20 protein-coding genes are annotated in these 24447 nt (G+C 60.3%); 7 read left to right on the forward strand and 13 right to left on the reverse strand.

Annotated features, from left to right (window positions below; all coding sequences use genetic code 11):
* Nucleotides 1–38: 38 nt before the first annotated feature.
* The 5 genes from tgt to ACZ5WW_RS05250 all read right to left on the reverse strand — a co-directional run bounded on the left by tgt (nucleotide 39) and on the right by ACZ5WW_RS05250 (nucleotide 6350).
* The gene (gene tgt, locus ACZ5WW_RS05230; protein WP_377167039.1) at nucleotides 39–1694 is read right to left on the reverse strand and encodes a tRNA guanosine(34) transglycosylase Tgt; all 1656 of its coding nucleotides are present in this window, start codon (nucleotides 1692–1694) and stop codon (nucleotides 39–41) included.
* A gap of 75 nt (nucleotides 1695–1769) precedes the next feature.
* Nucleotides 1770–3779, reverse strand: coding sequence for an ATP-dependent helicase (locus ACZ5WW_RS05235; RefSeq protein ID WP_377167037.1), 2010 nt, complete (start codon nucleotides 3777–3779; stop codon nucleotides 1770–1772).
* Nucleotides 3776–4885: a phosphoribosylglycinamide formyltransferase gene (gene purN / locus ACZ5WW_RS05240; protein WP_377167035.1), complete on the reverse strand. Its 1110-nt coding sequence runs from the start codon at nucleotides 4883–4885 to the stop codon at nucleotides 3776–3778. Before purN ends, ACZ5WW_RS05235 begins: the two co-directional genes overlap by 4 nt.
* Nucleotides 4886–5073: 188 nt before the next feature.
* Nucleotides 5074–5868 (reverse strand): hypothetical protein, encoded by a 795-nt coding sequence (locus ACZ5WW_RS05245; RefSeq protein ID WP_377167033.1) that lies wholly within the window; start codon nucleotides 5866–5868, stop codon nucleotides 5074–5076.
* Between the two features lie 149 nt (nucleotides 5869–6017).
* The gene (locus ACZ5WW_RS05250; protein WP_377167031.1) at nucleotides 6018–6350 is read right to left on the reverse strand and encodes a HesB/IscA family protein; all 333 of its coding nucleotides are present in this window, start codon (nucleotides 6348–6350) and stop codon (nucleotides 6018–6020) included.
* A gap of 136 nt (nucleotides 6351–6486) precedes the next feature.
* Between ACZ5WW_RS05250 and mutL the strand changes: the two genes are divergently transcribed.
* The 5 genes from mutL to ACZ5WW_RS05275 all read left to right on the forward strand — a co-directional run bounded on the left by mutL (nucleotide 6487) and on the right by ACZ5WW_RS05275 (nucleotide 12706).
* Nucleotides 6487–8430 (forward strand): DNA mismatch repair endonuclease MutL, encoded by a 1944-nt coding sequence (gene mutL / locus ACZ5WW_RS05255; protein WP_377167029.1) that lies wholly within the window; start codon nucleotides 6487–6489, stop codon nucleotides 8428–8430.
* Nucleotides 8431–8660: 230 nt separating this feature from the next.
* Nucleotides 8661–9956 carry a DUF1501 domain-containing protein gene (locus tag ACZ5WW_RS05260; RefSeq protein WP_377167027.1) on the forward strand — a complete coding sequence of 432 codons (1296 nt, stop codon included), beginning with the start codon at nucleotides 8661–8663 and terminating at the stop codon, nucleotides 9954–9956.
* Nucleotides 9957–10280: 324 nt separating this feature from the next.
* Nucleotides 10281–10691, forward strand: coding sequence for a hypothetical protein (locus ACZ5WW_RS05265; protein ID WP_377167025.1), 411 nt, complete (start codon nucleotides 10281–10283; stop codon nucleotides 10689–10691).
* A 396-nt stretch (nucleotides 10692–11087) separates the two neighbouring features.
* Complete coding sequence (gene eno, locus ACZ5WW_RS05270; RefSeq protein ID WP_377167023.1) at nucleotides 11088–12374, forward strand: phosphopyruvate hydratase; 1287 nt, start codon at nucleotides 11088–11090, stop codon at nucleotides 12372–12374.
* A gap of 8 nt (nucleotides 12375–12382) precedes the next feature.
* Nucleotides 12383–12706 carry an FtsB family cell division protein gene (locus ACZ5WW_RS05275; RefSeq protein ID WP_377167021.1) on the forward strand — a complete coding sequence of 108 codons (324 nt, stop codon included), beginning with the start codon at nucleotides 12383–12385 and terminating at the stop codon, nucleotides 12704–12706.
* Between the two features lie 295 nt (nucleotides 12707–13001).
* Here the strand turns inward: ACZ5WW_RS05275 and ACZ5WW_RS05280 are convergent, their stop codons facing one another.
* Nucleotides 13002–13241: an acyl carrier protein gene (locus ACZ5WW_RS05280; protein WP_184337899.1), complete on the reverse strand. Its 240-nt coding sequence runs from the start codon at nucleotides 13239–13241 to the stop codon at nucleotides 13002–13004.
* A 94-nt stretch (nucleotides 13242–13335) separates the two neighbouring features.
* Entirely contained in the window at nucleotides 13336–14076 is a 741-nt protein-coding gene (locus tag ACZ5WW_RS05285; protein ID WP_377167019.1) for a hypothetical protein, read from the reverse strand.
* Between the two features lie 142 nt (nucleotides 14077–14218).
* Here ACZ5WW_RS05285 and ACZ5WW_RS05290 point away from each other — a divergent pair, with 142 nt between their 5' ends.
* Both ACZ5WW_RS05290 and ACZ5WW_RS05295 read left to right on the forward strand, forming a co-directional pair.
* A complete protein-coding gene (locus ACZ5WW_RS05290; protein WP_377167017.1) occupies nucleotides 14219–14914 on the forward strand; it encodes a zinc metallopeptidase in 696 nt (231 codons plus the stop codon).
* Nucleotides 14915–14957: 43 nt separating this feature from the next.
* Complete coding sequence (locus tag ACZ5WW_RS05295; protein WP_377167015.1) at nucleotides 14958–16031, forward strand: alpha/beta hydrolase; 1074 nt, start codon at nucleotides 14958–14960, stop codon at nucleotides 16029–16031.
* On the opposite strand, the gene ACZ5WW_RS05300 is transcribed toward ACZ5WW_RS05295, so the two are convergent.
* From ACZ5WW_RS05300 to ACZ5WW_RS05325, 6 genes are all read right to left on the reverse strand, one after another.
* The gene (locus ACZ5WW_RS05300) at nucleotides 16003–17220 is read right to left on the reverse strand and encodes a glycosyltransferase family 4 protein (protein ID WP_377167013.1); all 1218 of its coding nucleotides are present in this window, start codon (nucleotides 17218–17220) and stop codon (nucleotides 16003–16005) included. The two genes, ACZ5WW_RS05295 and ACZ5WW_RS05300, sit on opposite strands and share 29 nt — an antisense overlap.
* A 115-nt stretch (nucleotides 17221–17335) precedes the next feature.
* Nucleotides 17336–18271 (reverse strand): GDP-L-fucose synthase family protein, encoded by a 936-nt coding sequence (locus ACZ5WW_RS05305; RefSeq protein ID WP_377167778.1) that lies wholly within the window; start codon nucleotides 18269–18271, stop codon nucleotides 17336–17338.
* A gap of 178 nt (nucleotides 18272–18449) precedes the next feature.
* Nucleotides 18450–19625: a glycosyltransferase gene (locus ACZ5WW_RS05310; protein WP_377167011.1), complete on the reverse strand. Its 1176-nt coding sequence runs from the start codon at nucleotides 19623–19625 to the stop codon at nucleotides 18450–18452.
* Between the two features lies 1 nt (nucleotide 19626).
* Nucleotides 19627–21927: a glycosyltransferase gene (locus tag ACZ5WW_RS05315; protein ID WP_377167009.1), complete on the reverse strand. Its 2301-nt coding sequence runs from the start codon at nucleotides 21925–21927 to the stop codon at nucleotides 19627–19629.
* Complete coding sequence (locus ACZ5WW_RS05320) at nucleotides 21924–22814, reverse strand: glycosyltransferase family 2 protein (RefSeq protein WP_377167007.1); 891 nt, start codon at nucleotides 22812–22814, stop codon at nucleotides 21924–21926. Before ACZ5WW_RS05320 ends, ACZ5WW_RS05315 begins: the two co-directional genes overlap by 4 nt.
* Before the next feature lie 30 nt (nucleotides 22815–22844).
* Nucleotides 22845–24293: a hypothetical protein gene (locus ACZ5WW_RS05325; RefSeq protein ID WP_377167005.1), complete on the reverse strand. Its 1449-nt coding sequence runs from the start codon at nucleotides 24291–24293 to the stop codon at nucleotides 22845–22847.
* Nucleotides 24294–24447 lie beyond the last annotated feature (154 nt).

Here is a 24447-nt window from a genome sequence, read left to right on the forward strand (position 1 = left end):
TAAGGCGGAGCGCTGGATGAACGCGGAGCGTTGAGGGATCAGGATGATCCCTCTCCTGCCAGAGGCTCGCGAGTACTTTCCACCACCACATCGGGCGCAGGTCCTTCCCCAGCGTTGTCCTGCACCAGCGTCCACTTCAGTCCCACGCAGTAGCGCGACTCCCATACATCCCTGCGGATCAGCGTATCAGCGGCACCGTGGCGCAGGTAGGGAAAATGGCGCTTGTGGTGGAGCGCGAGGCGCAGGGGCGAGAGATCATCGCTGAAGCTGACGAGGTGCAGTGGGCGCACGGGGCCTTTGGCGGCTTCGGCTTCGTAAAGAAGGATCACCCCAAGGGCGGTGGCGGCGGCGGACAGGTGCGTGTCCCACACGACGAGCGGTGGTGAGTCGGCGGGGAGTCGCAGGTGCTGGATGATCTGGGACTCGGTGGTCGCATCGAGCTGCGGCGTGGTGCACACGATGCGCGCGGTGGCGCTGTGGCGGATTGTCGGTGGATCGCCGCACAGCTCGTAGTCGCCCACATGCTCCACTTTGGTGGAGGTGCGCTTGGGAGGCGTCACAGGATGGTCCACGTCTTCGATGGGCAGGATCTCGCGGCGTTCCTTGTAGAGGGGGAGGAAGCGGTCTTCCAGAATGCTCTGGCGCACCTCGCGCATGAGCTGGTGGTAGAAATGGATGTTGTGCTGGCCCACGAGCGTCCAGCCCAGCGGCTCCTGGGTCTTGGTGAGGTGGTGCAGGTAGGCGCGCGTGTGCGTAGCGCAAACGGGGCAGGTGCAGGAGGGATCGAGGCGGTCCTCGCTGAATTTGTAAACCGAGCGGCGCAGCTCCACGATGCCACGGGAGGTGAAGGCGGTGCCGCGCTTGGCAACCTGTGTGGGGATGATGCAGTCAAACATGTCCACACCGCGATGCACGGCCTCCAGCACATCCAGCGGTGTGCCCACGCCCATGAGGTAGCGCGGGCGGTCTGAGGGCAGCAACGCCGCCGTCAGTTCGCACACGTCCTCGCGCTCGTTCTTCTCCTCGCCCACGGCCAGGCCGCCGATGGCAAAGCCGTCAAAGTCCAGCTCCATGAGCCCTTCCGCGCTCTCACGCCGGAGCTGCGGATACAGCGCGCCCTGCACGATGCCAAACATGGACTGCGGCGAGTCCTCCCGCGCAGCGAGACTGCGCGCGGCCCAGCGCCGGGTGATCTGCAGCGCCGCGCTCGCGGCCTGCTCATCCGCCGTGGAGGGAATGCACTGGTCCAGCACCATCATGATGTCGCTGCCGATGGCGCGCTGCATTTGAATGCTGAGCTCCGGGCTGAGCAGGATGCGCTGGCCGTCCACGTAGCTCTGAAACACCGCGCCCTTTTCCGTCATCTCGCGCGAGTGCGGCAGGGAGAAAATCTGGTAGCCGCCGGAGTCGGTGAGCACGGAGCCGGGCCAGCGCATGAACTTGTGGATGCCGCCGAGCTTCTTGAAAACCTCCGGCCCGGGGCGCAGCAGCAGATGGTAGGTGTTTGCCAGCAGGATCTGCGAGCCGGACTCATGCAGTGTCTCCTGCGTCTGCGCCTTCACGGTGGCCTGCGTGCCCACCGGCATGAACAGCGGCGACTGGATGGTGCCGTGCAGCGTGCGGAAGGTGGTGGCGCGTGCGCGGGAGCCGGAGGCCTGGGCATCGAGCTGAAACTGGAGACGGGAGGGCGACATGCGGGACGCTTGGGCGAGGGCGGCGGTTTTGTTGCGGGCAAAAGTGCCCGCATCACTGGTCACTGGGAAGCGCGGTTACTTCGGATCTGCGAGCATGGCGCGCAGACCGGAGAAGAAATTGGTGTTCTCCTCCTGCGTGGTGGTTTCGTTCATGTGCTTGGTGTAGTCCAGCTCCTCGACGTACGTGCGGTCCAGCTCCTTGAGGAAGGTGCTGGGCATGCTGCTCTGCACCTTGCCCCACTTCATGCGCGTGCGGGTGTAGCTCATGGTGAGCTTCTGCTTGGCACGGGTAATGCCCACGTAGAAGAGACGGCGCTCCTCGTCCACACGGCCTTCGTCAAAGCTGCGCTTGTGCGGCAGGATGCCCTGCTCCATGCCGGGCAGGAAGACGACGGGAAACTCGAGTCCTTTGGACGCGTGCATGGTGATCAGGCACACGCCCTTTTTCTTTTCGATGTCGTCCTTCTCTTCGCGGTCGTCATTGAGGCTGACTTCATCCAAGAACCCGGCGAGGCCGCTTGCGCGGTCGCGCTCGGCATGGTTCGTCATGCTTTTCAGCAGTTCATTGATGCCGTTCTCCCAGCCTGCGAAATCATCGGGCTCTTTGGCGGCCTTCTTGAGATATTCCATGTAGCCGACCTCAAGGATCAGCGCCTGGGTCATGTCCACCAGATTGGTGCCGGGCGTGCTGGCAGGGCCTGCGTACTTGGTGATGAGTGCGGTGAAAGTGCGTATGGCATTGCGCCCCTTTTCAGGGATCTGGCGCAGGAAGTCCTCATCGCACAGCGCCACCCAGATGCTGTGGTGCTTCTCCATGCTGCGCTCACGCGCGAGCTCGGCGGTGGCGCTGCCGATGCCTCGCGTGGGGGTGTTGAGGATGCGCAGCAGCGCCATGTCATCGTGCGGATTGTGCAGCACGCTGAGATAGCTCAGGATATCCTTCACCTCCCGCCGGTCAAAGAAGCTGCGGGCACCGACCACGCGGTAGGCGATTTTGCGCTGGCGGAAGGCCTGCTCCAGGATTCGTGACTGCTCATTGGTGCGGAAGAGCACGGCGAACTCTTCCAGCGCCTGCTTGTTGGCAAAGTGGGCGGTCTCCACTTCCTTCGCGATCATGTCCGCCTCTTCCTTGTCATCCTCGTTGGCAATGAGACGGACAAGGTCTTTGCCCTGGTTGCGGCTCCAGAGCGACTTGGGCCTGCGGCCTGCGTTGTTTTTGATGAGGCTGTTGGCCGTGTGCAGGATGGGCGTGGTGCTCCGATAATTTTCCTCCAGCTTCACCACGTGCGGATTGGGGAAGAAGTTTTCGAATTCGGTGATGTTGGTGATCTCCGCACCGCGCCAGCCGTAGATGGACTGGTCGTCGTCCCCCACCACGCACACGTTGTAGGGTGCGGGCACCAGCGCGCGCAGCAGGCGCATCTGCAGGGAGTTGGTGTCCTGGAATTCATCCACCATCACGTAATGGTGGCGGCTCTGCACCATGGCACGCACCTGGGCGTTTTCCTCCAGCAGCTTCACACCGAGGATGATGAGGTCGTCAAAGTCCATGACGTTCAGCCCGCGCATCTCGTCCATGTACTTTTCCATGACTGCGGCATCGAGGCTTTCTTCGGGATTCCCCAGGCTCTCGCCCGCATTCTTGGCCTTGCTGATGCGCATGAGCGCCATGCTGGGGTCCAGCGTCTCATCCTTCACCAGCAGGGTCTGCAGCACGCGCTTGATGAGCGTCTCCTGCTCTCCCTGGCTGTAGATGGCGAAGTTGTTCTTGTAGCCCACGTGCTCGGCAAACTCGCGCAGCAGACGTACGCAGAAGGCATGGAAGGTGCCGACGACGACCTTTTTGCCGAGGCCGTCGCGCACCATGCCCTTGATACGCTCGCGCATTTCATTCGCCGCCTTGTTGGTAAAGGTCACCGAAAGGATGTTCTTCGGGTTGATGCCCTCGTTCACCATGTAGCTGATGCGCGCGGTGAGCACGCGCGTCTTGCCGGTGCCTGCGCCCGCCAGGATGAGCAGCGGGCCGTGGATGTGCGTGGCCGCCTCGCGCTGCTGCGCATTGAGTGTTCCGGTAAAGCCGCTCATGACGCACCCGCACCTCTGACGGGAAGACCACGTTCACACCATTCGTTCAGCACCTGCGGCAGCAGCTTGTGCTCCTCCACCTTGATCCGGGCATGCAGCGTCTCGGCGGTGTCGCCAGCGTGCACCGGCACCTTGGCCTGCGCCAGGATGAGACCCGCGTCGATTTCTGCGGTGACGAGATGCACGGTGCATCCCGTTTCCTGGGCTCCCTCATCCAGGGCCATCTGCGGCGCATTGGCGCCTTTGTGCTTGGGCAGCAGCGAGGGATGCACATTCACAATGCGCCCGGCATAGGCGCTGATGACGGGCTCTTTGAGAATGCGCATGAAGCCGGCCAGCACGACCACGTCCACGCGAGCACGCTCCAGATGCTCAAAGATCTCCTTCTGCGCGGCTTCGCTGAGCCTGTGCGGATTGGCACCGCCGTCCACATGCAGCGCAGGCAGCCCCGCCTCACTCGCGATCTTTCGGAAACCCGAGTCGGCCTGGTCCGTGAGGGTGACGGCAATCTCAGCCTTCAGCTTTTTCTCCGAGATGGCAGCGATGATGGCGCGCAGGTTGGACCCCGCACCGGAGCCCAGCACGGCAAGACGCAGCAGCCCGCTGCTTTTCGCCCCCGCATCCCCCGCCTGCATCTTGTTGATCGTCTTGGTGGTGGAGCGCCCGGGCACGAGAGGCAGGATGCGGATCTCAGCACCCGCCTGCTCCAGAGCCGTGCGCTCTTCACGGTTCAGAGACTCCACGGTGTAGTCCCCGCCTTTGGCGTACACGTGCGGCTGGATGGCTTCGATCAGCGACGTGGCGCGTTCATCTCCAAACACGACAACGGCGTCCACAGCACGCAGCGAGGCCATCACTTCGGCGCGGTCATTTTCAGCGTTGAGCGGACGGTCCGGACCTTTGAGCTTGCGCACGGAATCGTCGGAATTCAAGGCAACCACCATGGCGTCTCCCAATGCGCGCGCCTGCTCAAGGTAGCGCACATGACCTGCATGCAGGAGATCAAAACAGCCATTGGTGAACACCAGTTTTTTTCCCTGGGCGTCCAGGGTGTCACGCAGTCGCCGGACGTCGGCGATGGTGGCGGGTGTGTAGTCTTCGGGCATGCCTCTGCTAATGGCGTGAACCTTGGCGGATGCAAGGAACGAGCGTTCTGAAATGCAACGTGAGGCCGCATGCCAGCACAATGATTATTCAGTCGGCAGCCTCCGCTCTGCGCGCTGTCACTGCGCAGCCATAAAAAAGCGGAAGGGAGCGCCTTCCGCTTTTTTGAAAATCGCGATTTGCTGGATTCTCAGTCTTGTTTGGACACCACCTTGGCCGTGCTGCTTTCAAGCACAGCGGCGCCGGGATCGCGAGTGAGAGGCCAGTAGGCGTCCATGTTGAGCTTGGTGGGAGGCGTCATTTTAAACTGCTCACCAGCCTTGGTCGAAAAGCCCTGGTAGGCGAGCGGCATCAGAGTGACGCAGACGCGATCCTGATCAAACTTCTGCACGTGCAGCGCTGCGGCGAAGGTGCTCTTCTGGTCGAGGACCAAGGAGTCGCCCACCTGATAGGGATCCGCCTTGCCCTTGTTGCCAGGAAGAACGATCTCAATGTCCACGTCTTCGATGTCTGCGGAGCGGGCGCGCACGACCCAGCCTTCGGTGATGACGTCGGTGGCGGTGAGCGGGCGTGCATTAATCACCTGAAAGGTTCCCTTCACATAGAGGGGCTGCTCCTGCTTGTAGTTGCGGATGTAGGAGCGCTTGAGAAGGTCGTTTTTTACCGCAAGCTGCTCGCGGTTGAATGAATAGAATTCGGCCAGCAGATCGCGGGCGGGGAGGAACTTGCCCTGAGGCACGGTGTAGCTGGTAAACTTGCGAAGGGGGTCCAGCTTGTCGAAGCGTGCGAGCACGCGGTAGTTAAATGGTTTTTCAGGGTGAGCAAAGACCATGATGCTGAAGAACCAGCAAAATGTCGCGAAGCCCATCAGTAAAGTGATGAGAATGGTCCACCAGAAAATGCCTCCAGAGTCCTTCTTCTTGGAAAAACTCCCTCCACCGTAAGAACGGTATTCGTTGCCATCGCTCAAAAATCGAATTTGCATGACAGATTTGCGAAAATTTTAGTATCTATAAGTCAGGAATGTTCAAATTCTACAATATTGACGGAATTTGAAAAGGAATTTTTGTGAATAAGTTGGCAGCAAGTTTGCTCCATTTTTAGCTAATTAATCAACTAATCCGAAGCTTAGATTTAGGTAGGCTGAGGTTCAAATGAAGTGCCGCAGCCGCAGCTCCGGGCAGCGTTGGGATTGGTGAGCTTGAAGCCGGCGTCCGCCAGCGAATCGACGTAGTCAATCTGGCAGCCGCGGAGGTAGCCGAGGCTCTCGGGGTCGATGATGATGGAGACGCCGTCCTGCGAGTGCACCTCGTCACCGACCTGGGAGTGGTCCAGGGCCATGACGTACTGCATGCCGGCGCAGCCGCCTTTCTCCACGCGAAGACGCAGTCCGGTGCTCTCATCTGCATTTTTTTCGGCGATGAGAGATTTGAGATGTTCGACGGCGCTGGAAGTGAGTGAAATCATGCGGGTGCAGGCAATGGATGGCATGTGTCTGATGGCCGAGGAGCACGGAGATTGCAAATCCCCATCTGGCAGCCAAGATAACATTTCCGGGCGGTGGTACAGGCTACGCTTCCCATTCCTCACTTTATCGAAATACATGGCTAAAATACGCATTCTTCCAGACGCACTCGCCAGCCAGGTGGCCGCGGGCGAGGTCGTGGAGCGCCCGGCCGCGCTGGTGCGCGAACTGGTGGAAAACAGCCTGGACGCCGGCGCACGCCACATCGAGGTGCATGCCCAGCGCGGCGGCATCGCGATGATTCGCATTGTGGATGATGGGAGCGGGATGGACCGGGAGGACGCCATGCTGTGTCTGGAGCGCCACGCCACCAGCAAGATACGGACCAAGGAGGACCTGGGAGCGATCCACACCTTCGGATTTCGCGGCGAGGCACTGCCCAGCATCGCCAGCGTGTCGCGCTTCCGGCTTGCCACGCGTGAAAGGTCCGCGCTGGTGGGCACGGAGATCGAGGTCAATGGCGGCAAGCTGGTGGCCGTGCGCGACCATGGAGGTGCCTCCGGCACGGTCATCGAGGCGCGTTCGCTGTTTTTCAACGTCCCCGCGCGCCGCAAATTTCTGCGCACGGAAAACACGGAATTTTCCCATGTGGAGCAGCAGCTGAGGCTGCATGCCATCGCCAACCCGCAGACAGCCTTCACCCTGACCCACAACGGGGAGCTGGTGCTGCACCTGCCCGCCACGCGCGACATGCTGGAGCGCATCCGCGGCCTGGTGGGGGACGAACTGGCCTCCCGCCTGCTCAAGGTGGAGGAAGCCACCTGGCATGGCATCACGGTGTCCGGCTACATCGGCGGCCCGGGCATGAGCCGCTCCAACCGCCAGATGCAGACCACCTACCTGAACGGCCGCCCGATCGAGAGCGCCAGCATCTCCTACGGCCTGCGGGAGGGCTACCACACGGCCCTGATGAAAGGGCAGCACCCCGTGACCTTCCTGTTCATCCAGATGGATCCGCATGCGTTTGATGTGAACGTGCATCCCGCCAAAAAGGAGGTGCGCTTTCATGACGGCCACAGCGTGCGCGACGCCATCTCGCGCTGCGTGAGCAACACGCTGGAAAATGCCGCCAAGCTCCCCTCCGGCCATGCGCCGGCACGCGCCATGCCTGCGGCCTCCGCCCCGCGCACGCCCGTGGTGCCAGACAGCCGGCAGGAGCAGTTTGCGCTGCCTGTCGCTCCCTCCACCGCACCGCTGAGGGACATCACCGTGCCCTCGCCGCTACCCGCGCCCGCCCCAGCCGCATCTGCGGTGTCTCATCGTGTGGCGGATGTACTGCAAAGGATCGCCGCCGCACGCAGAGACACCGCTGCGCAGCCCCCGCCTCAGCCACCCGCAGAGCAGGACGCCCCCCCCGCCACAGCGCCTGACGAGGAAGAGGAAAATGAGGAAGCGCCAGCCCCCGCCAAAGCTGCGCCCGCAGAGCCCCCTGCCCCGCCGGAGTACCGCATCATCGGCGTGCTGCAAAAGCTCTATGTGCTCATGGAGAGCAAAGAAGGGCTGGTGATGATGGACCAGCACGCCGCGCATGAGCGGGTGAACTTTGAGAAATTCCGCCGCGCCATCGAGACCGGCGGCGTGCCCTGTCAGCGGCTGCTCATACCCATCACCCTGCAGACCACCCCGCGCGACGCCGACCTGCTGAAGCAGAACCTCGCAGCGCTCAACCGCCTGGGCATCGAGATCGAGCCCTTCGGCCCCAACATCTTCAAGGTGGAGACCCTGCCCGCGTTTCTGAAGACCGACGATCCCGCCGCGTGGCTGGACCAGGTCATCGAAGAGCTCAGCAGCCTCAGCAGCAAATCCTCCAGCCTGCGCCTGAGCGAGGACGCCATCGCCACCATCGCCTGCCGCGCCTCGGTGAAAAGCAACGACGTCCTCTCCATCCCCGAGCTGCAGGCCCTCTTAAAAGACCTCTTTGCCTGCGAGATGCCCTACTGCTGCCCGCACGGAAGACCCACGCTGGTGCAGATCTCCACGAATGAGCTGGAGCGGAAGTTTGGACGCAGAGCGCCGGGTTAGCCAAGGGCGGCCACCACACTCCTCTCTGCTTGGCAGGCAGTTTCTTATCCGAAGATCATGGGCTTCGACGGCGGCTGGCTGAGGACAGTCAGCCCTGCCTACGTTGGGCATGCGCGTACCCACCGCGAGCAAGCCACCACCACCTCCACGGAACGAACCGCACAAATCTTGTGATAAGTCCTCCGCCTGCCAGCGTTAAAGGGGCGCAATCCCCATCCCCTGCCCTGTCCATGAATCCCCTTCGCAATGACCTCAGCCGCCGCGCATTTGTCTCCGGTGCCGCCAAGACCTTTCTCGGTGTCAGCACGGCAGCCCATTTCGGCTCCCGCATCCTGGCCGCCCCCGGGCAGGGAGCCTCGCCGCTGAAGCAGGCCGCCACGGCGCGCAACGTGATCTACCTCTACATGAACGGCGGCATGAGCCACCTGGACACCTTTGACCCCAAGCCGGAAAAGCCGGACATTATGGGGCTGACCAAGGTCATCAGCACCAAGGTGGATGGCATCCGCGTCTCGGAGAACATCCCGCTGATAGCCCGGCAGATGGACAAGCTGGCCGTCATCCGCAGCATGATGACGACGCAGGGCGCGCATGAGCAGGCCAACTACTACCAGCACACGAGCTACACCATGCGCAGCAGCATCCGCCACCCCTCCATGGGTGCGTGGCTGCAGAAGTTTCAGGACCGTGGCAACCCCACGCTCCCCGGCAGCGTGATGATCGGCAATGACAGCCGCCATCCCGGTGCGGGCTTCTTTGAGAGCCGCTTCGCACCGCTGATGATCAACGACCCCGAAAGCGGCATCAACAACGTCAAGACCAACCAGTGGTTCACGGAGGAGCGCTTCAACAGCCGCCTCAGCGTGGCCAAGCAGCTCGACCGCCAGTTTGCCGAGACCTACAACGTCAAAAACGTGCGCGCCTACGCCGACATGTACGATGACGCCCTCAAGATGATGAAGAGCGAAGAACTTGCCGCCTTTGACCTCAGCGCCGAGCCCGACGCCCTGCGCAGCAAGTACGGCACGGACCGCTTTGGCCAGGGCTGCCTGCTGGCGCGCCGCCTCGTCGAGCACGGCGTCCGCTTTGTCGAAGTCTCCTTTGGCAGCTGGGACACCCACAACGCCAACTTCACCCGCGTGCCGGAACTGTGCGATGAGCTCGACTCCGCCCTCAGCACACTCCTCCAGGACCTGGAAGCCCACGGCCTGCTCGAAGAAACGCTGGTGGTGCTCTCCACCGATTTTGGCCGCACGCCGGAGATCAATGCCAACGACGGCCGTGACCACCACGCCCGCGGCTTCTCCTGCCTCATGGCGGGCGGCGGCATCCGGGGCGGTCAGGTCTATGGAGCCACCGATGCCGGAGGAAACGAAGCCACCGTCAATCCCGTCACCATCCCTGACTTCAACGCCACCATCGCCTACGCGCTGGGCATTCCGCTGGATCAGGTGCTCTACAGCCCAAGCAAGCGCCCATTCACCGTCGCGGACAAGGGCAGGCCGGTGACGCAGCTGTTTGGTTAATGCGGAGGAAAAGGACGCTCAATCAGCGCGACAGCGTCTTGGACTGCGGTGGCAGAGATGCACGGCGCAAGCCTGCATCGACGATACCGCTTTCGCGGGGTACTGAGTATTCATGGGCCTAAGCGTGCCGTCCGGCCTGCGAAAAGCGGTGTGGCGCTGCGCTTCCCACCGCAGTCCAAGACGCTGTCGCGTTTTTTTCGTGGGCACTGGGCCGTATGCCATGGGTCATGCGCGCTCATGCATGACATCTTTTCGTAAAGCTGCTGACGAACCTCACGATCTATGGATGATCGACCATGTTAGCCAAACCATAATGCCGATGCGATGACAGACCTGCCTGAATGGATTCCACAGGACCATCCCAGTAGAGACATCCTCTCGAAGTTGTGGGGGCAGCGTCGCGGATCCATTGATTTCAAACTGCTAGATCGTTGCTACTATTCAAAGGAAGTTCTTGAGTGGGAGTCGTTGTTGAAGACCACCCTTGTGGGAGTCGGAGAGGTGGATCATGGCCACGGAGAGTTTTATGTAGCCTCTGATGGACGTTGCTTTGGCCTGAGTTGTGTTCACGATGCTTTTTATTATTACGGAGACTCTTTCGAGAAGTATCGCCTGAGGGCGCTTCTTGGCAGACGCGCAAGACCAATGCTGCGTCCAGAGCAAACTTCAGTGACGCTATATGGCATCGACTATACCAAAGAAAGCCCCGAAACTTATTTTCCACCGCAGCATTAACAGAACTCCGCTGTTTACGCCACTTTTCGAGCAACCCCGCGAGCACCACAGCCGAGAAAGGTGCCGGGGCTTTGGCACCGAGCCGCTCATGCCTGGCATCTTTTCCGAGCACCACTAAGCACCCGAAAGCGCATAGGCGCCCGAAAGCGGTAGCTGCGCTCATCCTTCGCTGCGCGACCGCACTACAAATGGCCTTTACGCTCAGCCGCCCCCCTTCCCGATCCAGCTCCCAAGGTCTTTCCCTCCCCCGCCGCTCCGGGCCATCTCTTGCACCTCCGTCAAAACCTACCATTTGCACCCCCGCTCCGCCGGTGTATGAAGCCCCTCCCCCGGACTTTTCTCGAAACCTTCTTGAAAAATCCCCATTAATTAGCAAAACTTAAATAATCTATCCTCATGGACGAACTCACCATCTCGCGCATCATCGGACGCGAAATCATTGACTCACGCGGCAATCCCACAGTGGAAGTGGACGTGTACATCGAAGGCGGCGCCATGGGCCGTGCAGCCGTCCCCTCCGGAGCCAGCACTGGCGAACACGAAGCTCTGGAACTGCGCGACGGTGACAAGAAGCGCTTCCTCGGCAAAGGCGTGCTCAAGGCCGTGGACGCCGTGAACAATGAGCTGGCAGACGCCCTCATCGGCGCAGACGCCCTCGACCAGGTCGGCATCGACAACGCCATGCGCGAAGTGGACGGCACCAAGACCAAGGCCAAGTGCGGCGCCAACGCCATCCTCGGCGTCTCCCTCGCCGTGGCCAAGGCCGCTGCCGCCACCCTGGGCCAGCCCCTCTACAAGTACCTCGGCGGCCCGAACGCCAAGGTCCTCCCCGTGCCGATGATGAACATCATCAACGGCGGCGCGCATTCCGACGCCCCCATTGACTTCCAGGAGTTCATGATCATGCCGAAAGGCGCCCCCACCTTCTCCGAGTCCCTCCGCTACGGCGCCGAGGTCTTCCACTCCCTGAAGAAAATCCTGCACGACCTCGGCCTCAGCACCGCTGTGGGTGACGAAGGCGGCTTTGCCCCCACCCTGAAGAGTGCCGACCACGCGCTGGAAGTCATCGCCCAGGCCGTGGACAAGGCCGGCTACAAGCTCGGTGAAGACATCTTCATCGCCCTCGACGTCGCCTCCTCCGAGTTCTTTGACAAGGCCAAGAACAAGTACGTCTTCAAGAAGTCCGACAAGTCCGAGCGCAGCGCCGCCGAACTCGTGGCCTACTACGCCGAGCTCAAGAAGAAGTTCCCCATCATCTCCATCGAAGACGGCTGCGCCGAAAACGACTGGGCAGGCTGGAGCACCATCACCAAGGAACTCGGCGCCACCACCCAGCTGGTCGGCGACGATCTCTTCGTGACCAACGTGGAATTCCTCCAGAAGGGCATCGACCAGGGCGTGGCCAACTCCATCCTCGTGAAGGTGAACCAGATCGGCTCCCTCACCGAGACCCTCGACGCCGTCGACCTCGCCCACCGCCACGGCTACACCGCCGTCATGAGCCACCGCTCCGGTGAGACCGAAGACTACACCATCGCCGACCTCGCCGTCGCCACCAACTGCGGCCAGATCAAGACCGGCTCCATGAGCCGCAGCGACCGTATCGCTAAGTACAACCAGCTTCTGCGCATCGAGCAGGAACTGGGCGAGAACGCCATCTTTGGCGGCCGCATGAAAGTCTAAGCCCCCCTATGAACTACCGAGAAGTGCGCGCATCCGAGCCCCAGTCACGCTGGGAAGTCTGGGTGCGCGCATTCCTCAAGGTGGCACGCTTCGTTCTGCTGCTGCTCGTAGTGCCTGTCGTGTACGTTTTGTGCGACAACCCCATCCACACGCAGAACGCCATGCGTACGAAGCTGGAGCAGCTCAAGAAAGAGCGCACAGTGCTCCAGGCTGACCGCGACAAACTCCTGCGCCGCATGGAGTGGATCAAAAACGACAACGCTTACCTCGAAATGGCCGCCCGCGACCGCCTGCACCTGCAGAAGGAAGGCGAGTTTGTGCTGAGGTTTTAGCAGGGGCGGGAATGCAGCCGGAAAAGCCGCATGCATGAGGTGACGCCGTCCACATGGCTCAGCAGGCAAATCACGTGTAGCAGCGCAACACGCGCCTGTCATATCACGAGCCATTAAAAAACAGGCCTGTGGCGGAGAGGTTTTATACCACCGTTCGTTGAAAACGGGTCTGTTCTCGATGTTGACCTCCCTGATGGCGGAGCCATCTGCCCCCCCCCCCGCGCAACCCACAGCAAAAAAGCCAGGCGGAATGAACCACCTGGCTTTTGTTTGAAATCCTTGAGGGGGACCGATATTACTCGGCGTTTTCTTCGACGTAGCGGACGACATCGCCCACGGACTGAAGCTTCTCTGCCTCTTCGTCTGGGACGTCGATGCCGAATTCTTCTTCAAAGGCCATCACCAGCTCAACGGTGTCGAGGGAATCGGCACCGAGATCTTCGATGAACTTGGCTTCGGAAGTGACCTGCTCGGGATTCACGCCAAGCTGTTCAACGATGATGTCGCGGACTTTTTCTGTGATGTTTTCTGCCATAGATGGGGGTTGTTGGGATGGGGCGGAGCTTTAGCGGCTGAGTTTGCTTTGGCAAGGGGAAATTCCCGCCTTTTTCAATCTCAAAGAGGTGCCATTATTTTTTCGCCTCTTCAGGTACGGTTTCGGCGCTCTCTGTTTCAATGATTTTTTCGATCAATTCACCGCTGAACCGGGACAGCAGGCGCTCCAGCACACGTCCGGCGCCGTCAAACTTCAGGTCATCGATCACCGCGCGCTTCTCCTTGCCGTCTTCCGTCCGGTACCAGGCATACGCCAGCGCCTGGTGCTCCCACTTGCGTTTGTCCACCCGGCACACATCTGCGTAGCGTATCTGCCGCCCCTCCGGAGTCACCCAGTGGTCAGCCTCTGCGCGCAGCACCTTGTTCCTGTTCAGCAGGACGAGAATGCCCACCACCAGGGCTCCGGCAAAGCAGGCGTAGGCCCAGTAAAACTGCTCGGCGATCTCACGGTCGCTGTACAGCTTGGGGTCTTCCTCCCAGCCGTTCTGCGCGGCGTAGCTTTTCCAGCGCGGCACGTCGCCATCCACGCCTGTGGGCAGCCCCTTGGCCTTCGAGTCCGCCATCCACTGCTCCAGCCGCCCCTCTTTTTTGGCAGCCTCAAAGGAGGGCAGGTACTCCTTCATGAACCACTCCTTCTTGCGCGCCAGCGCGGCCACCTCTGGGTAGCCCCAGATGCCGTCCTTGAGAAACATGCCGCCAAACACCAAAAACAGCACCGCCAGCGGGCCCATGCGGCGGTAGTAGTACCAGGACGCTATGCGGCAGATGATCGGCTCTGAAGCCGGTGGGGGAGAGGCGGGGGCGGCGGTTTCCATGAACGGCGGACTCAATCGCAGCCAAGCTGGGAAGCAACACGGGATTTGTGTGACAAACTAGGCCCATTTTTGCAATGCCCGCACGCTATCCAAGACCACACTGCGCGCGTAATCTTGCGCAAACATCATTCTAAAAAAAACCATGTACATCGACCCACTCTACCTCCTGCTTTTTCTTGGCACGATGGCGCTGTCCTTCTTTGCCTCCTGGCGCGTGAAAAGCGCCTACTCCCGCTACTCCCAGGTCCCGGCACGGTCCGGCTTTACCGGAGCGCAGATCGCCCAGCGGATCCTCGACATCAACGGCATTCGCGACGTCAGCATCCACCCCATACAGGGCCAGCTCAGCGACCACTATGACCCGGGGAACAAGCAGCTCATGCTCAGCGAGGAAAACTACTACGGCACCAACGTCGCCGCGCTCGGCGTGGCGGCGCATGAGTGCGGCCACGCCATCCAGCACCAGCAGCTCTACGCCCCGCTGCAGTGGCGCATGGCCGCAGTGGGCATCACCACCCTCGCGGGTCAGATCATCCCCTTTGTCGGCTTTGGCCTGCTCTATTTCGCGCCCAAGATCGCCCTGCCCATCCTCGCCCTCTGCTTTGGCGTCGTGATGCTGTTTCAGCTCATCACCCTGCCGGTGGAGTTTGACGCCACAGCACGTGCCAAGCGCATCCTGGCCAGCACGGGCGCCATCGCCCCGGGAGAAGAAACCGCCGCCATGAGCCGCGTGCTCGACGCGGCCGCGCTGACCTACGTGGCGGCCTTCATCAGCGCCCTGGGCACCTTCCTCTACTACGCCATGCTCCTGCTCGGCGGGAACCGGCGCGAAGACTGAGCAGCCCGCTAATAAACCCCACAGCGGCGGCGTATGGCTTTCCATGCGCCGCTTTTTTCTTGCCCTCACCCTGCCCTGCCTCGCCTTCTCAGAGGACGTGCCCAAGATCCGCGGCCTGAGCCGGTCCAACCTGCTGGAATATCGCGCCCAGGACGGCACGGTCAAGATGGCCCAAACCCCTGCCGAATGGGCGAGCCGCCGTGCGGAGGCGCTGGCAGGCTTTCAGCAGGTCGCAGGCCCTCTGCCCGGCCCTGAGCTGCGCTGCCCGCTGGAACCGCAGATCGTGGAGGAAACCGACTGCGGCAGCTATGTGCGCCGGCTCATTACCTACACCTCCCAGCCCGGCGGCAAGGTCACCGCTTACCTCTGCATTCCCAAAACGGCGCTCGCAGGCACGAAAACGCCGGCGGTGCTCTGCCTGCACCCCACGGAAAACAAGATCGGCTTCAAGGTCGTCGTGGGCCTAGGCGGCAAGCCTCACCGACAATACGCGCAGGAGATGGCCGAGCGCGGCTTTGTCACACTCTCCCCCAGTTATCCCCTGCTGGCGGATTATCAGCCAGACCTGAAGGCGCTGCACATGCCCAGCGGCACCATGAAGGCCATCTGGGACAACCTCCGCGGCCTCGACTACCTGGACTCCCTGCCCTACGTGGACCGCAGCCACGGCTACGCCGCCATCGGCCACTCTCTCGGCGGGCACAATGCCATCTTTACCGCTGTGTTTGACGATCGCATCCAGGTCATCGTCTCAAGCTGCGGCTTTGATTCCATCCTCGACTACAAAGGCGGCAACATTCAAGGCTACATCCAGGAGCGCTACATGCTGCGCATGGCAGACTATCTGGGCCACCCGCAGGACTGCCCCTGGGACCATTATGAGCTCATCGCCTGCCTCGCCCCACGCCATGTGTTTGTAAACGCCCCTCTGCGCGATGCCAATTTCCAGTGGCAGAGCGTGGACCGCATCGCAGCCGCAGCTCTGCCCTTGTTCAGGCTGCACGAAGCAGAGTCACGCCTGCAGGTGGCCCACCCCGACTCCGACCACGATTTCCCAGATACGGAGCGCTTTGCCAGCTACGAGCTGATCAAGCGAGTGCTGCGGCCTGCTCAATGACCCGCACCAGCCGCGGGCACAGCACCGAATGGGAAAACTCCGCCCCCAGTGCCATGGCCGCCGCATTGACCGGCTGCGGCCCCAGCGTCAGCGCCTCACGGATCTGCCCCACGATGCCCGCCACATCCCCATTCCGCGCCACCCGCCCCTGTGCCGGATCACTCAGCCGCCGCGCCAGATCAGCCCCATGGCTTTGATCCGGCCCGATGAAGAGAAACGGAATGCCCAGCGTGAGGATGTTGTAGATTTTGCAGGGGTGCACGATGCCCACAAAAGCATCCCCCATCACCACCAGATGCAGATCCGCCGCCGAAAGCGAACCCGAGAGCTTCTCCATCGGCTGATACGGCAGGCAGGTGATGTTTTGGAGCGCCTGCTCTTTGGCAAAAGCCTGCACCTTTTTGAACTCGCTGCCACCGCCCACAAACAGGAAGTGCAGCCGCTCCTCCCCCCGCATCTCCTGCGCCGCCGCCAGCACCGCATCCAGCGGATGGCACGGACTGTGATTGCCGGAGTACATGACGACAAACTTGCCCGCGAGCCCATGCTCCGCACGGAAGTCCTCGCGCCCTACCCTGTCGTATCCTATCGCCTGATCGTGAGACCACGGCGCATCCGTATGGATGACCTCCGCGCCCGCCCCTTTGGCCATCAGGCGCTCCGCCATGAAGCGGTCCAGCGCGATGATGCGCGAGGCACGCCGAAAGCTCCAGTTTTGGATGAACGTGAGCGTGCGCTCCACGATGCCCCCGGCCTTCAGCCACCCGGCAGCCACAGCTTCATCCGGATTCAAGTCCATGACCCACGGCACCACCGAGCCGCCTTTGAGCTTTGCCACGACGGTGCCCAGCGTAGAGATGAGCGGCGGCGAGGTCAGGCACACCGTGACGTCCTGCCGAGGCAGAAAGAACAGAATGCGCGTGGCATTGCCCCAGAAGATGGCAAAGTCCACCAGCCTCCGCCACTTGGCCTTCTTGCCAAGCCCCGGCGTCCAGATCCGGCGGATGTCGATGCCCCGCCACGTCTCGCGCACCGGATAGCGCAGCTCCGGATTGTCATACCCACGCGACGACGCCACCACCGTCACCTGATGGCCGCATCTGACCAGCTCATGCGCCAGATCCGTGAGATGCTGCGCCGTCGCCACATGGTCCGGATGGAAGCACTGGTTGAGCAGAAGGATCTTCATGGCCTGGCAAACGGGCAACCGCCCCTCAGAACGAGAGACACTGCAGGATAACACCTGCTACTCCAAAGCTACGTCTGCGCCGCCACCCGCAGCGCACACAGTTGCCACGCGGCACTCAGCCGCGCAGCCGGTGGGTCTGCATCTCCTCCAGGAAGGATGCATAGGTCTGCGACAGACCGTCCCTGAGCGAGATCTGCGGCTGCCAGCCGAGCTGGTTCAGGCGCGTGGTATCCAGCAGCTTGCGCGGCGTGCCATCGGGCTTGGTCTTGTCCCAGACGATCTGCCCCTTGTAGCCCACCACTTCAGCCACCATTTCCACCAGCTCGCGGATCGTCACATCCGTGCCGCAGCCGACGTTGACCAGATCCGGCGGATTTTCCAGCTGCAGCAGAAACGCGCAGGCATCTGCAAGATCATCCGCATGCAGGAATTCACGCTGCGGCCGGCCCGTGCCCCAGGCCACCACCTCAGGCAGCTCCGCCAGCCGCGCCTCATGAAAGCGGCGGATCAGCGCCGGCATCACATGGGAGTTCTGCGGATGGTAGTTGTCATTGGGGCCGTATAGATTCGTCGGCATGGCCGAGTGATAGACCACGCCATACTGCTTGCGGTAGTATTCGGCCATCTTCAGCCCCGCGATCTTGGCAATGGCATACGCCTCATTCGTCGGCTCTAGCGCCGAGGTCAGCAGGCAATCCTCCGGCATGGGCTGCGGAGCCAGCTTCGGGTAAATGCAGGAGCTGCCGAGAAACAGAAGACGCTTCACCCCGGCCTTGTAGGCACCGTGGATGCAGTTCGTCGCGATGGCCAGATTTTCATAGATGAACTCGGCCGGATAGGTGTTGTTGGCGTGAATGCCGCCCACCTTGCCTGCCGCAATGATGGCCGCGTCCGGCTTTTCCGCGAGATAGAAGGCCGCAACCGCCGCCTGGTCAGAAAGATTCAGCTCCTGGCGTGTGCGAGTGACGATGGTGACACCCGAGATCTTTTGAAAGCGCCGCACCAGCGCGCTCCCCACCATGCCTGTATGACCAGAAATAAAAAGCTTCATCATGCTTCAGAGTAAATTCACTATATTTCGTGTTCAGCCAGCTTGAGAGCAACGTCCAGCTTTTTTTAGCAACTATGTCAGCAGTGGCAAGTCTCACCAGCGCACAGCCCCTGCGCTTTCGCGGCCCGTCCACGCAGAAAGCGTGAGCCGCAGCAGCCGCACTGACGGCAGCTGCCTTCTAGCAGCGCTTCCCGGCCTGCATGTCCTCCACCACATCCAGAAAGCGCCTTCGCGCCTTTTCCATGTCAAAATGGGCCAGATAAAGCCGCCGCGCATTCTCCCGGCAGTGCATTTTTTCATCCGCAGATTTGGCCGACCAGCCCTGCAGCAGCTGCAGAGTACCCGCCACGCTGTCGTCAGCCACCAGCCCCGCGCTGTATTCCTCAATAAACGGCGCCGTATTCACCTTGTCAGACAGCAGCACCGGCACTTGGCATGCGAGAGCCTCGGCCACCACAATCCCAAAGTTTTCCTGGTGTGACGGCAGCACCAAAACCTCCGCAGCAGCCAGCTCACGCCATTTGCCCCTGCCATTCACCCCACCCGCAAAAGAGACATCCTCGTCCATTTTCAGCCCCAGGTCTGCGCATTGCGTCACGAGTCTCTGCATGAAATGGTCCGTGCACGGCGGCCCGACAAAGCGAAGGTGCACCGTCCTGCCCGCATCATGCGCCTCTCTCCAGCGGGCAAACGCCTCAAGAAGCAAATCACAGCCCTTTTTGGGATGCAGCCGCCCAAGAAACAGAAAAATCCGTTTTCCTGACTGCGCAGGATGGCTCGGCTCGCATTCGAGTCTCAGAGACTCCGTTGACGCCGGCGGCCCCTCAACCCCAAGAGGCACCACAACCTGCCGCGCGCGAATGTTTCGCAGCTTTGGCGCCGCAAGACGTCGCTCATCCTCCGTCGTAAAACACACACAGGAGGCCAGCCGGAACACTCGACGATTGAATGCCCACCAGGCTGTCAGTTTCAGCCATCGCGACTGCCGCAGCGCCCAGGGATCCAGCATGCCATGCGGATAGATGATCACCGGCACCCCGGCCTTGTCCGCCGCTCTGGCGGCCGCCACGGCATGGTACTGCCAAAGACCATGCACAACAACAACGGCCCCCGGCTGCAGCAACTCTCCCAGCCCAGCCCCCCAGTTCGGCGTCCAGCCAAACTTCGACTTCGCAGGCCCCAGCAGCCGAACCTCACAGGGCCAGTCACTGCCCCACCGAGTCTCTGGATCATCTGAACTGATCACCACCGACCTCAAATGAGCCGGAGTCCGCGACAGCAGCCTGACAGCCTCCGTCGTGCCCCCATGCGCAGGGTCGATGGAGTGTATGGCATGGATGATGGTCAAATTCATTTCACTCCCCTTGAGCCTTCTCTGTAAACATTCCGGCGTAAACCGCCCTCATCTGCTCGCCAAAGTGATTGATCGAAAACATTTCCGCACGCTGACGGCCCATGAGCGCACATTGCCGGCGCCACACATCCCCCTGCTCCAGCCGCTGGGCAATCAGCATGGCAGCCTGCTGGGGAGCCTCAGGATCGATGTATTCCGCCGCCCCACCTCCGACCTCCGTCAGTGGAGCTCGATTCGATGCGAACACCGGACACCCACGGGACATGGCTTCCAACACCGGCCAGCCAAAGCCTTCTTCAAGGGAGGGAAAAATGAGAGCCAGCGCCCGATCATAGGCACTGACAATCCATGAAGTAGGAGGCCGCGCCATCCAGACAACGGAGGATTCGATTCCCAAATCCGCAGCCAGTTGCCGTTCAGCCTCAGTGGCAGGATCCCCCATCATCACCATGGACGGGACCGCCTTCAGCCCCGAGTGCCGCACCAGCGCCGCATAAATACGCAGCACTCCAGCACGGTTTTTGTACCAAAGCCCGTTGCCGACATGCAGCAAAAAGCTGGCCGGCAAATCCGGCACCCCATTCTCGGCTTTGAGCTGCAGAGCAAACTCTGGATCGAGCGGGTTTAACACCACATGAAAATCATGTCCCTTGCCCACCAGACGCTTACAATCCTGAAGCGTCTTCTCTGAAACACAGACAATGGTGGAAGGAAACCGAAGCGCCCACAAAATGCATCGTTGAAACCAGCCGCCCCACCAACCCGTGGAACCCATGCCGGGTATTTCCCCGATTGAGGCCCTAACCGCGATCAAATCATGCACCGTGACCATGACGCGAAAGCCCCCCATCCACGGAATCAAAGGCCCCCACCCCTGATCGGTGACATGAATGACGCAATGATAGCCGCACATCGCCAAGTAAGCGGCATGCCCCCGTAGAACCATCGGAAAAATAACGTACTTGTCGGCAAACCCCAGCATCTTTCGCAGCCGTGAAGGCATCCAGGCCCGCCCCCCCAGTATCACCGGCGGCTCAACACACTCCACAGCCCCCGCCCACTGTTTCGTAACCAGCTGAATGAGATTCACGTAGCGCTTCATGCTTCGCAGACCATCAGGAGCGTAGGTTCCTGTCAGCAGCAAACGCGTGGCGACTCGTTTAGACTCTGCGCGACGGCAGTCAAAGACCGCCATAGCATCGTGTGCAGCCGCCACAAAGCGCCTGCGCCCATCATCCAGCGTATGCCCTTTGACGCTTTCACGCGCAGCAGCACTTCCCTGCGCAAGTTCCTCTGCAGGAATTTTCGCAAGCAGGCACAGGGCATTCTCAATGGCTTTGGCGTCAGAATTGGGGAGCAGCCACCCGTTCACCCCATGGCTGACCATTTCCAGTGCCGCCCCCGCATCCACGGTCGTGATCACAGGCAGCCCCGCCGCCAGTGCTTCCGGAATCACCATGGCCCAGCCATCATGCCTCGTAGGCAGGCACAGCACATCTGCACGGGCATAAAAAGTGGGAATCTCATGCCATTCGCGAAAGCCTTCCCACTGCACCTTTTCAGCCACAGGAGACAGAATCTGGCGCATTTGCTTTTCCAAAGGGCCAGAACCCAGAATGATCAAACGCAGGTTAGGATGAATCTTGGCAGCCGCCTGAAACCCCTCGGCCATAGCGAGAACACCTTTACGCGTGTTGAGCAGACCGGAATATAAAACCACACGTTCATCCGCAGGAGCACTGCGAGGTTGAATGCGAAAGCGGCGCAACCCCGAAAAATAAGGCAGATTGACGTACGTTTTGGCCGCCCCCCAGTCCCGCAGATATCCGGCAACACCAGCACGCCCGATAGCCCAAATGGGCGCCTTGCTCTTTGCGATGGGGTAAAGCAGAACCTTGCGGGCTAGCCGCCCTAGCCAGCCCAGCCGTAGAAATCCGGGACGCTCCCCCCAAAACACCCAGGGACGAGCGCTCAGGTGCCGCAAATGAAGCGCCGTCAGCGCGAACCAGTGCGTGTAATAATTGCACACCGTCAGATCGGCGCCCAACACCCACCGTATGGCTTCACCGGTCACCTCATACTGCCCCTCCAAAGCCAGATGCTCGTGCATCAGCTCCATCTGCCCCCACGGGTGCTCGCTGTGCTGTTTACGCAGGTAGATGACACGCAGGACAACCTCGCCACCGGCGGCGATGGCATTGAAAAACTCCACTTGGTAAGGTGAAGTCAGGTAGGTGATCACACAGACGGTCAAGGGGCCGGAGACCTGCCTGTCTTGCGCATGGAAAGAGAAATCAGTCATGAAGACGCAGGAGAAGAAACGGCAGCGACCCGCACTGGCGAGCGCCGTAGCAACAGCCAGGAAAGCGCACTGGCAAATTTAACAGGAGCTCGCAGCGGAAAATATTTCCGCACCGCCCCGGGCAGCGCCAAAAACGAACGGCCAATGACCTTCCACTCACCATTCAAAGCAAGCCGCAGCAAACGGCGAACGATGCTTCCACATGCCTGAGGCCACAACGCCACAGGATAACGCAGCAGCGGAAAGATCACGGTATTGATCATCATCGCCACCTGGGTGTTCTCATCCTCACGCTCAGGCGGCAGGTGATCATGAAACACACGCAGCTCCCCGGATTGCAAACACATGCCCCCAAGTTCATGCAGTTGCAGGCTCACATCCACCTCCTCCAGGTTGTAAGCGATGGGCACCGGCTGATAGCCCCGCGTTTTCATGAACCATTCACGATTCATCAAATGGCCGCAGCCAGGATAAAAAGCCTGAAGCCAAAGCCCCTGCGTATCCGGCTCCTCAAACGGAAGAATGCTGGCACAAAAGACAGCCGTCTCAGGCATTTTGGAGATAAGCGCCCAAGCTTTCGCAAAATAATCAGCATCCAACGGGAAAGAATCATCATCAAAGTGAGCAATCCATTTGGAGGAAGCTTCCCGCATCATCCGCTCCCGTGCCCCCCCGGGGCCCATCAAGACTGCTGAATGCAGCAGCCGCACATCAGGAAATTCCGCCTGCACCATCTCGCGCAATGCAGCATCGTTACCATCGAGATGCACGAGGATTTCAACTGGCAGCGGTTGACAGGCATGCAAGCGCTCCAGGGTCATTCGCAGCTGGGCAAAACGCTGACAGGCTGGCACAGCCGCTGTTATTGGAACGCTAGCAAAGCCCATTGAACATCATGCGCGCAGCAAAAGCAGCTGCTATCGGCTGCCACGCATCGCCGGTTGTCGTGTGAGAGTAACACCAGACTGCCGCACCTGTCTGGCACGGCGAGGACGATGCACCAAACTCTCCAGCCGTGGAATGAGACAGAATCCCCATGTAGCGCAGAGAAATAGATTGGCCGTGTGATTCAGCACCATTTGACCAGAATACTGTAGAAGATGGAAACAGGTAAAACCCAGTGCCAAAGATCGAAAGATGGAAGGTGGCGAGCGTCGAAAACTTGCCCAACAGTCCATTAACATCATGGTCCGAAATGCATACCAAAGCAAAAATGCAGGCCAGCCCAATTCCGCCATGCACTGGCCAATCTCTGAGTCGTAATAGGGACACTCCCTTTTAGGATTGCTTAATTTGAGCGCACGCCGAATTCCCAGAGTTGCCGGATGTGAAGTGCCGATGCCAAACCCCATAAAATCCACCGCCTTCGCCGCAGCCGTAACTGCAATCAGGGGGTGGGATAAAACCCGGCCTTCAAAAGTATCACCCGCTGTTTTATTACGGGTCTGAAACGCATCAATGGCCTTGCCAGCAAAAACCGTCACCCCGCCCGCTGCAACAATGAATCCAATGAGCATGTAGATGAAAGTGTTTCTTGCTTTGCCGACTCGGCTCATACTTGCTGTCAAGCCGACAATGGCGGCAATTCCGAGCAAGCTAAAAACCGTGTAGCGCGACCCAGTCATGAAGGCGTTGGCTAGAAGCAGAGGAAGATTGCCAAACAGCAAAACCAGTTTTCGCCGTCCCTCCATCCCCAAGAACAAACAGAGCGAAATGATGAAGAACAAAACAACGAATATATTATGACCGCCAATGTAGGAAAATGTGCCGGTGATCCTCGCTCTCGCGGCTTGTCCCGCACCAAAAGTTGCCACAGTCTGCACTCCAGCCAGATCACTGGTGGCATAGGTGTTTATGGGCGAATCAGGCCCCGCAAAAAACTGCGCCACGCCAAGAAGGCAGATAGGGATTGCAAAGAGGGAGTAGCGGAAAAAAAGCGTTGTCAGATGCTGTTCATCTCGGAATAACAGAGGCACCATGAAAGCCAATGGTATGTACCAAAGATATATCTTGAGCCCATAAACCGCCAGAACAGCCGAACCTATGTTCGGATTCAACGCCCCAAAAAACACCAGAATTAGGCTGACACAGGCGATGAATGTGCCAGGAACACGCAGCCGCCAACACCGGACATCGGGATCGGGAAACATGAAAAACTTAATGTAAGCACCGAGAAGAATGATGTCTTTAAAAAAGTAAACTAACTCCGACCCTTGTGGGAACACCCATTTGCGGATGGCACCTTCAAGCAACGCAACAATCAGCGCCGCATGCACAGCCCTCCGCCAGTTCATCATGGCCAGGAAAACGATAACCGCGGTGCCAATGGCACCAAGCGCCATCATTTGTGAAATTGTCAACTTCATATCAAAAATGTATTGTGAACATGCTCTTCAAGAATAGGCCCCACCAGCGCATGCCGGACAGAGCTTCGATCAGACGCGCAATAAACGAATGGGGAGCAAGAGTAATACGACGCCCACAGGCCATAATCTCCAGCCATATCAGCTCCAGGATTTC

The sequence above is a fragment of the Prosthecobacter fluviatilis genome (genome assembly GCF_055388355.1).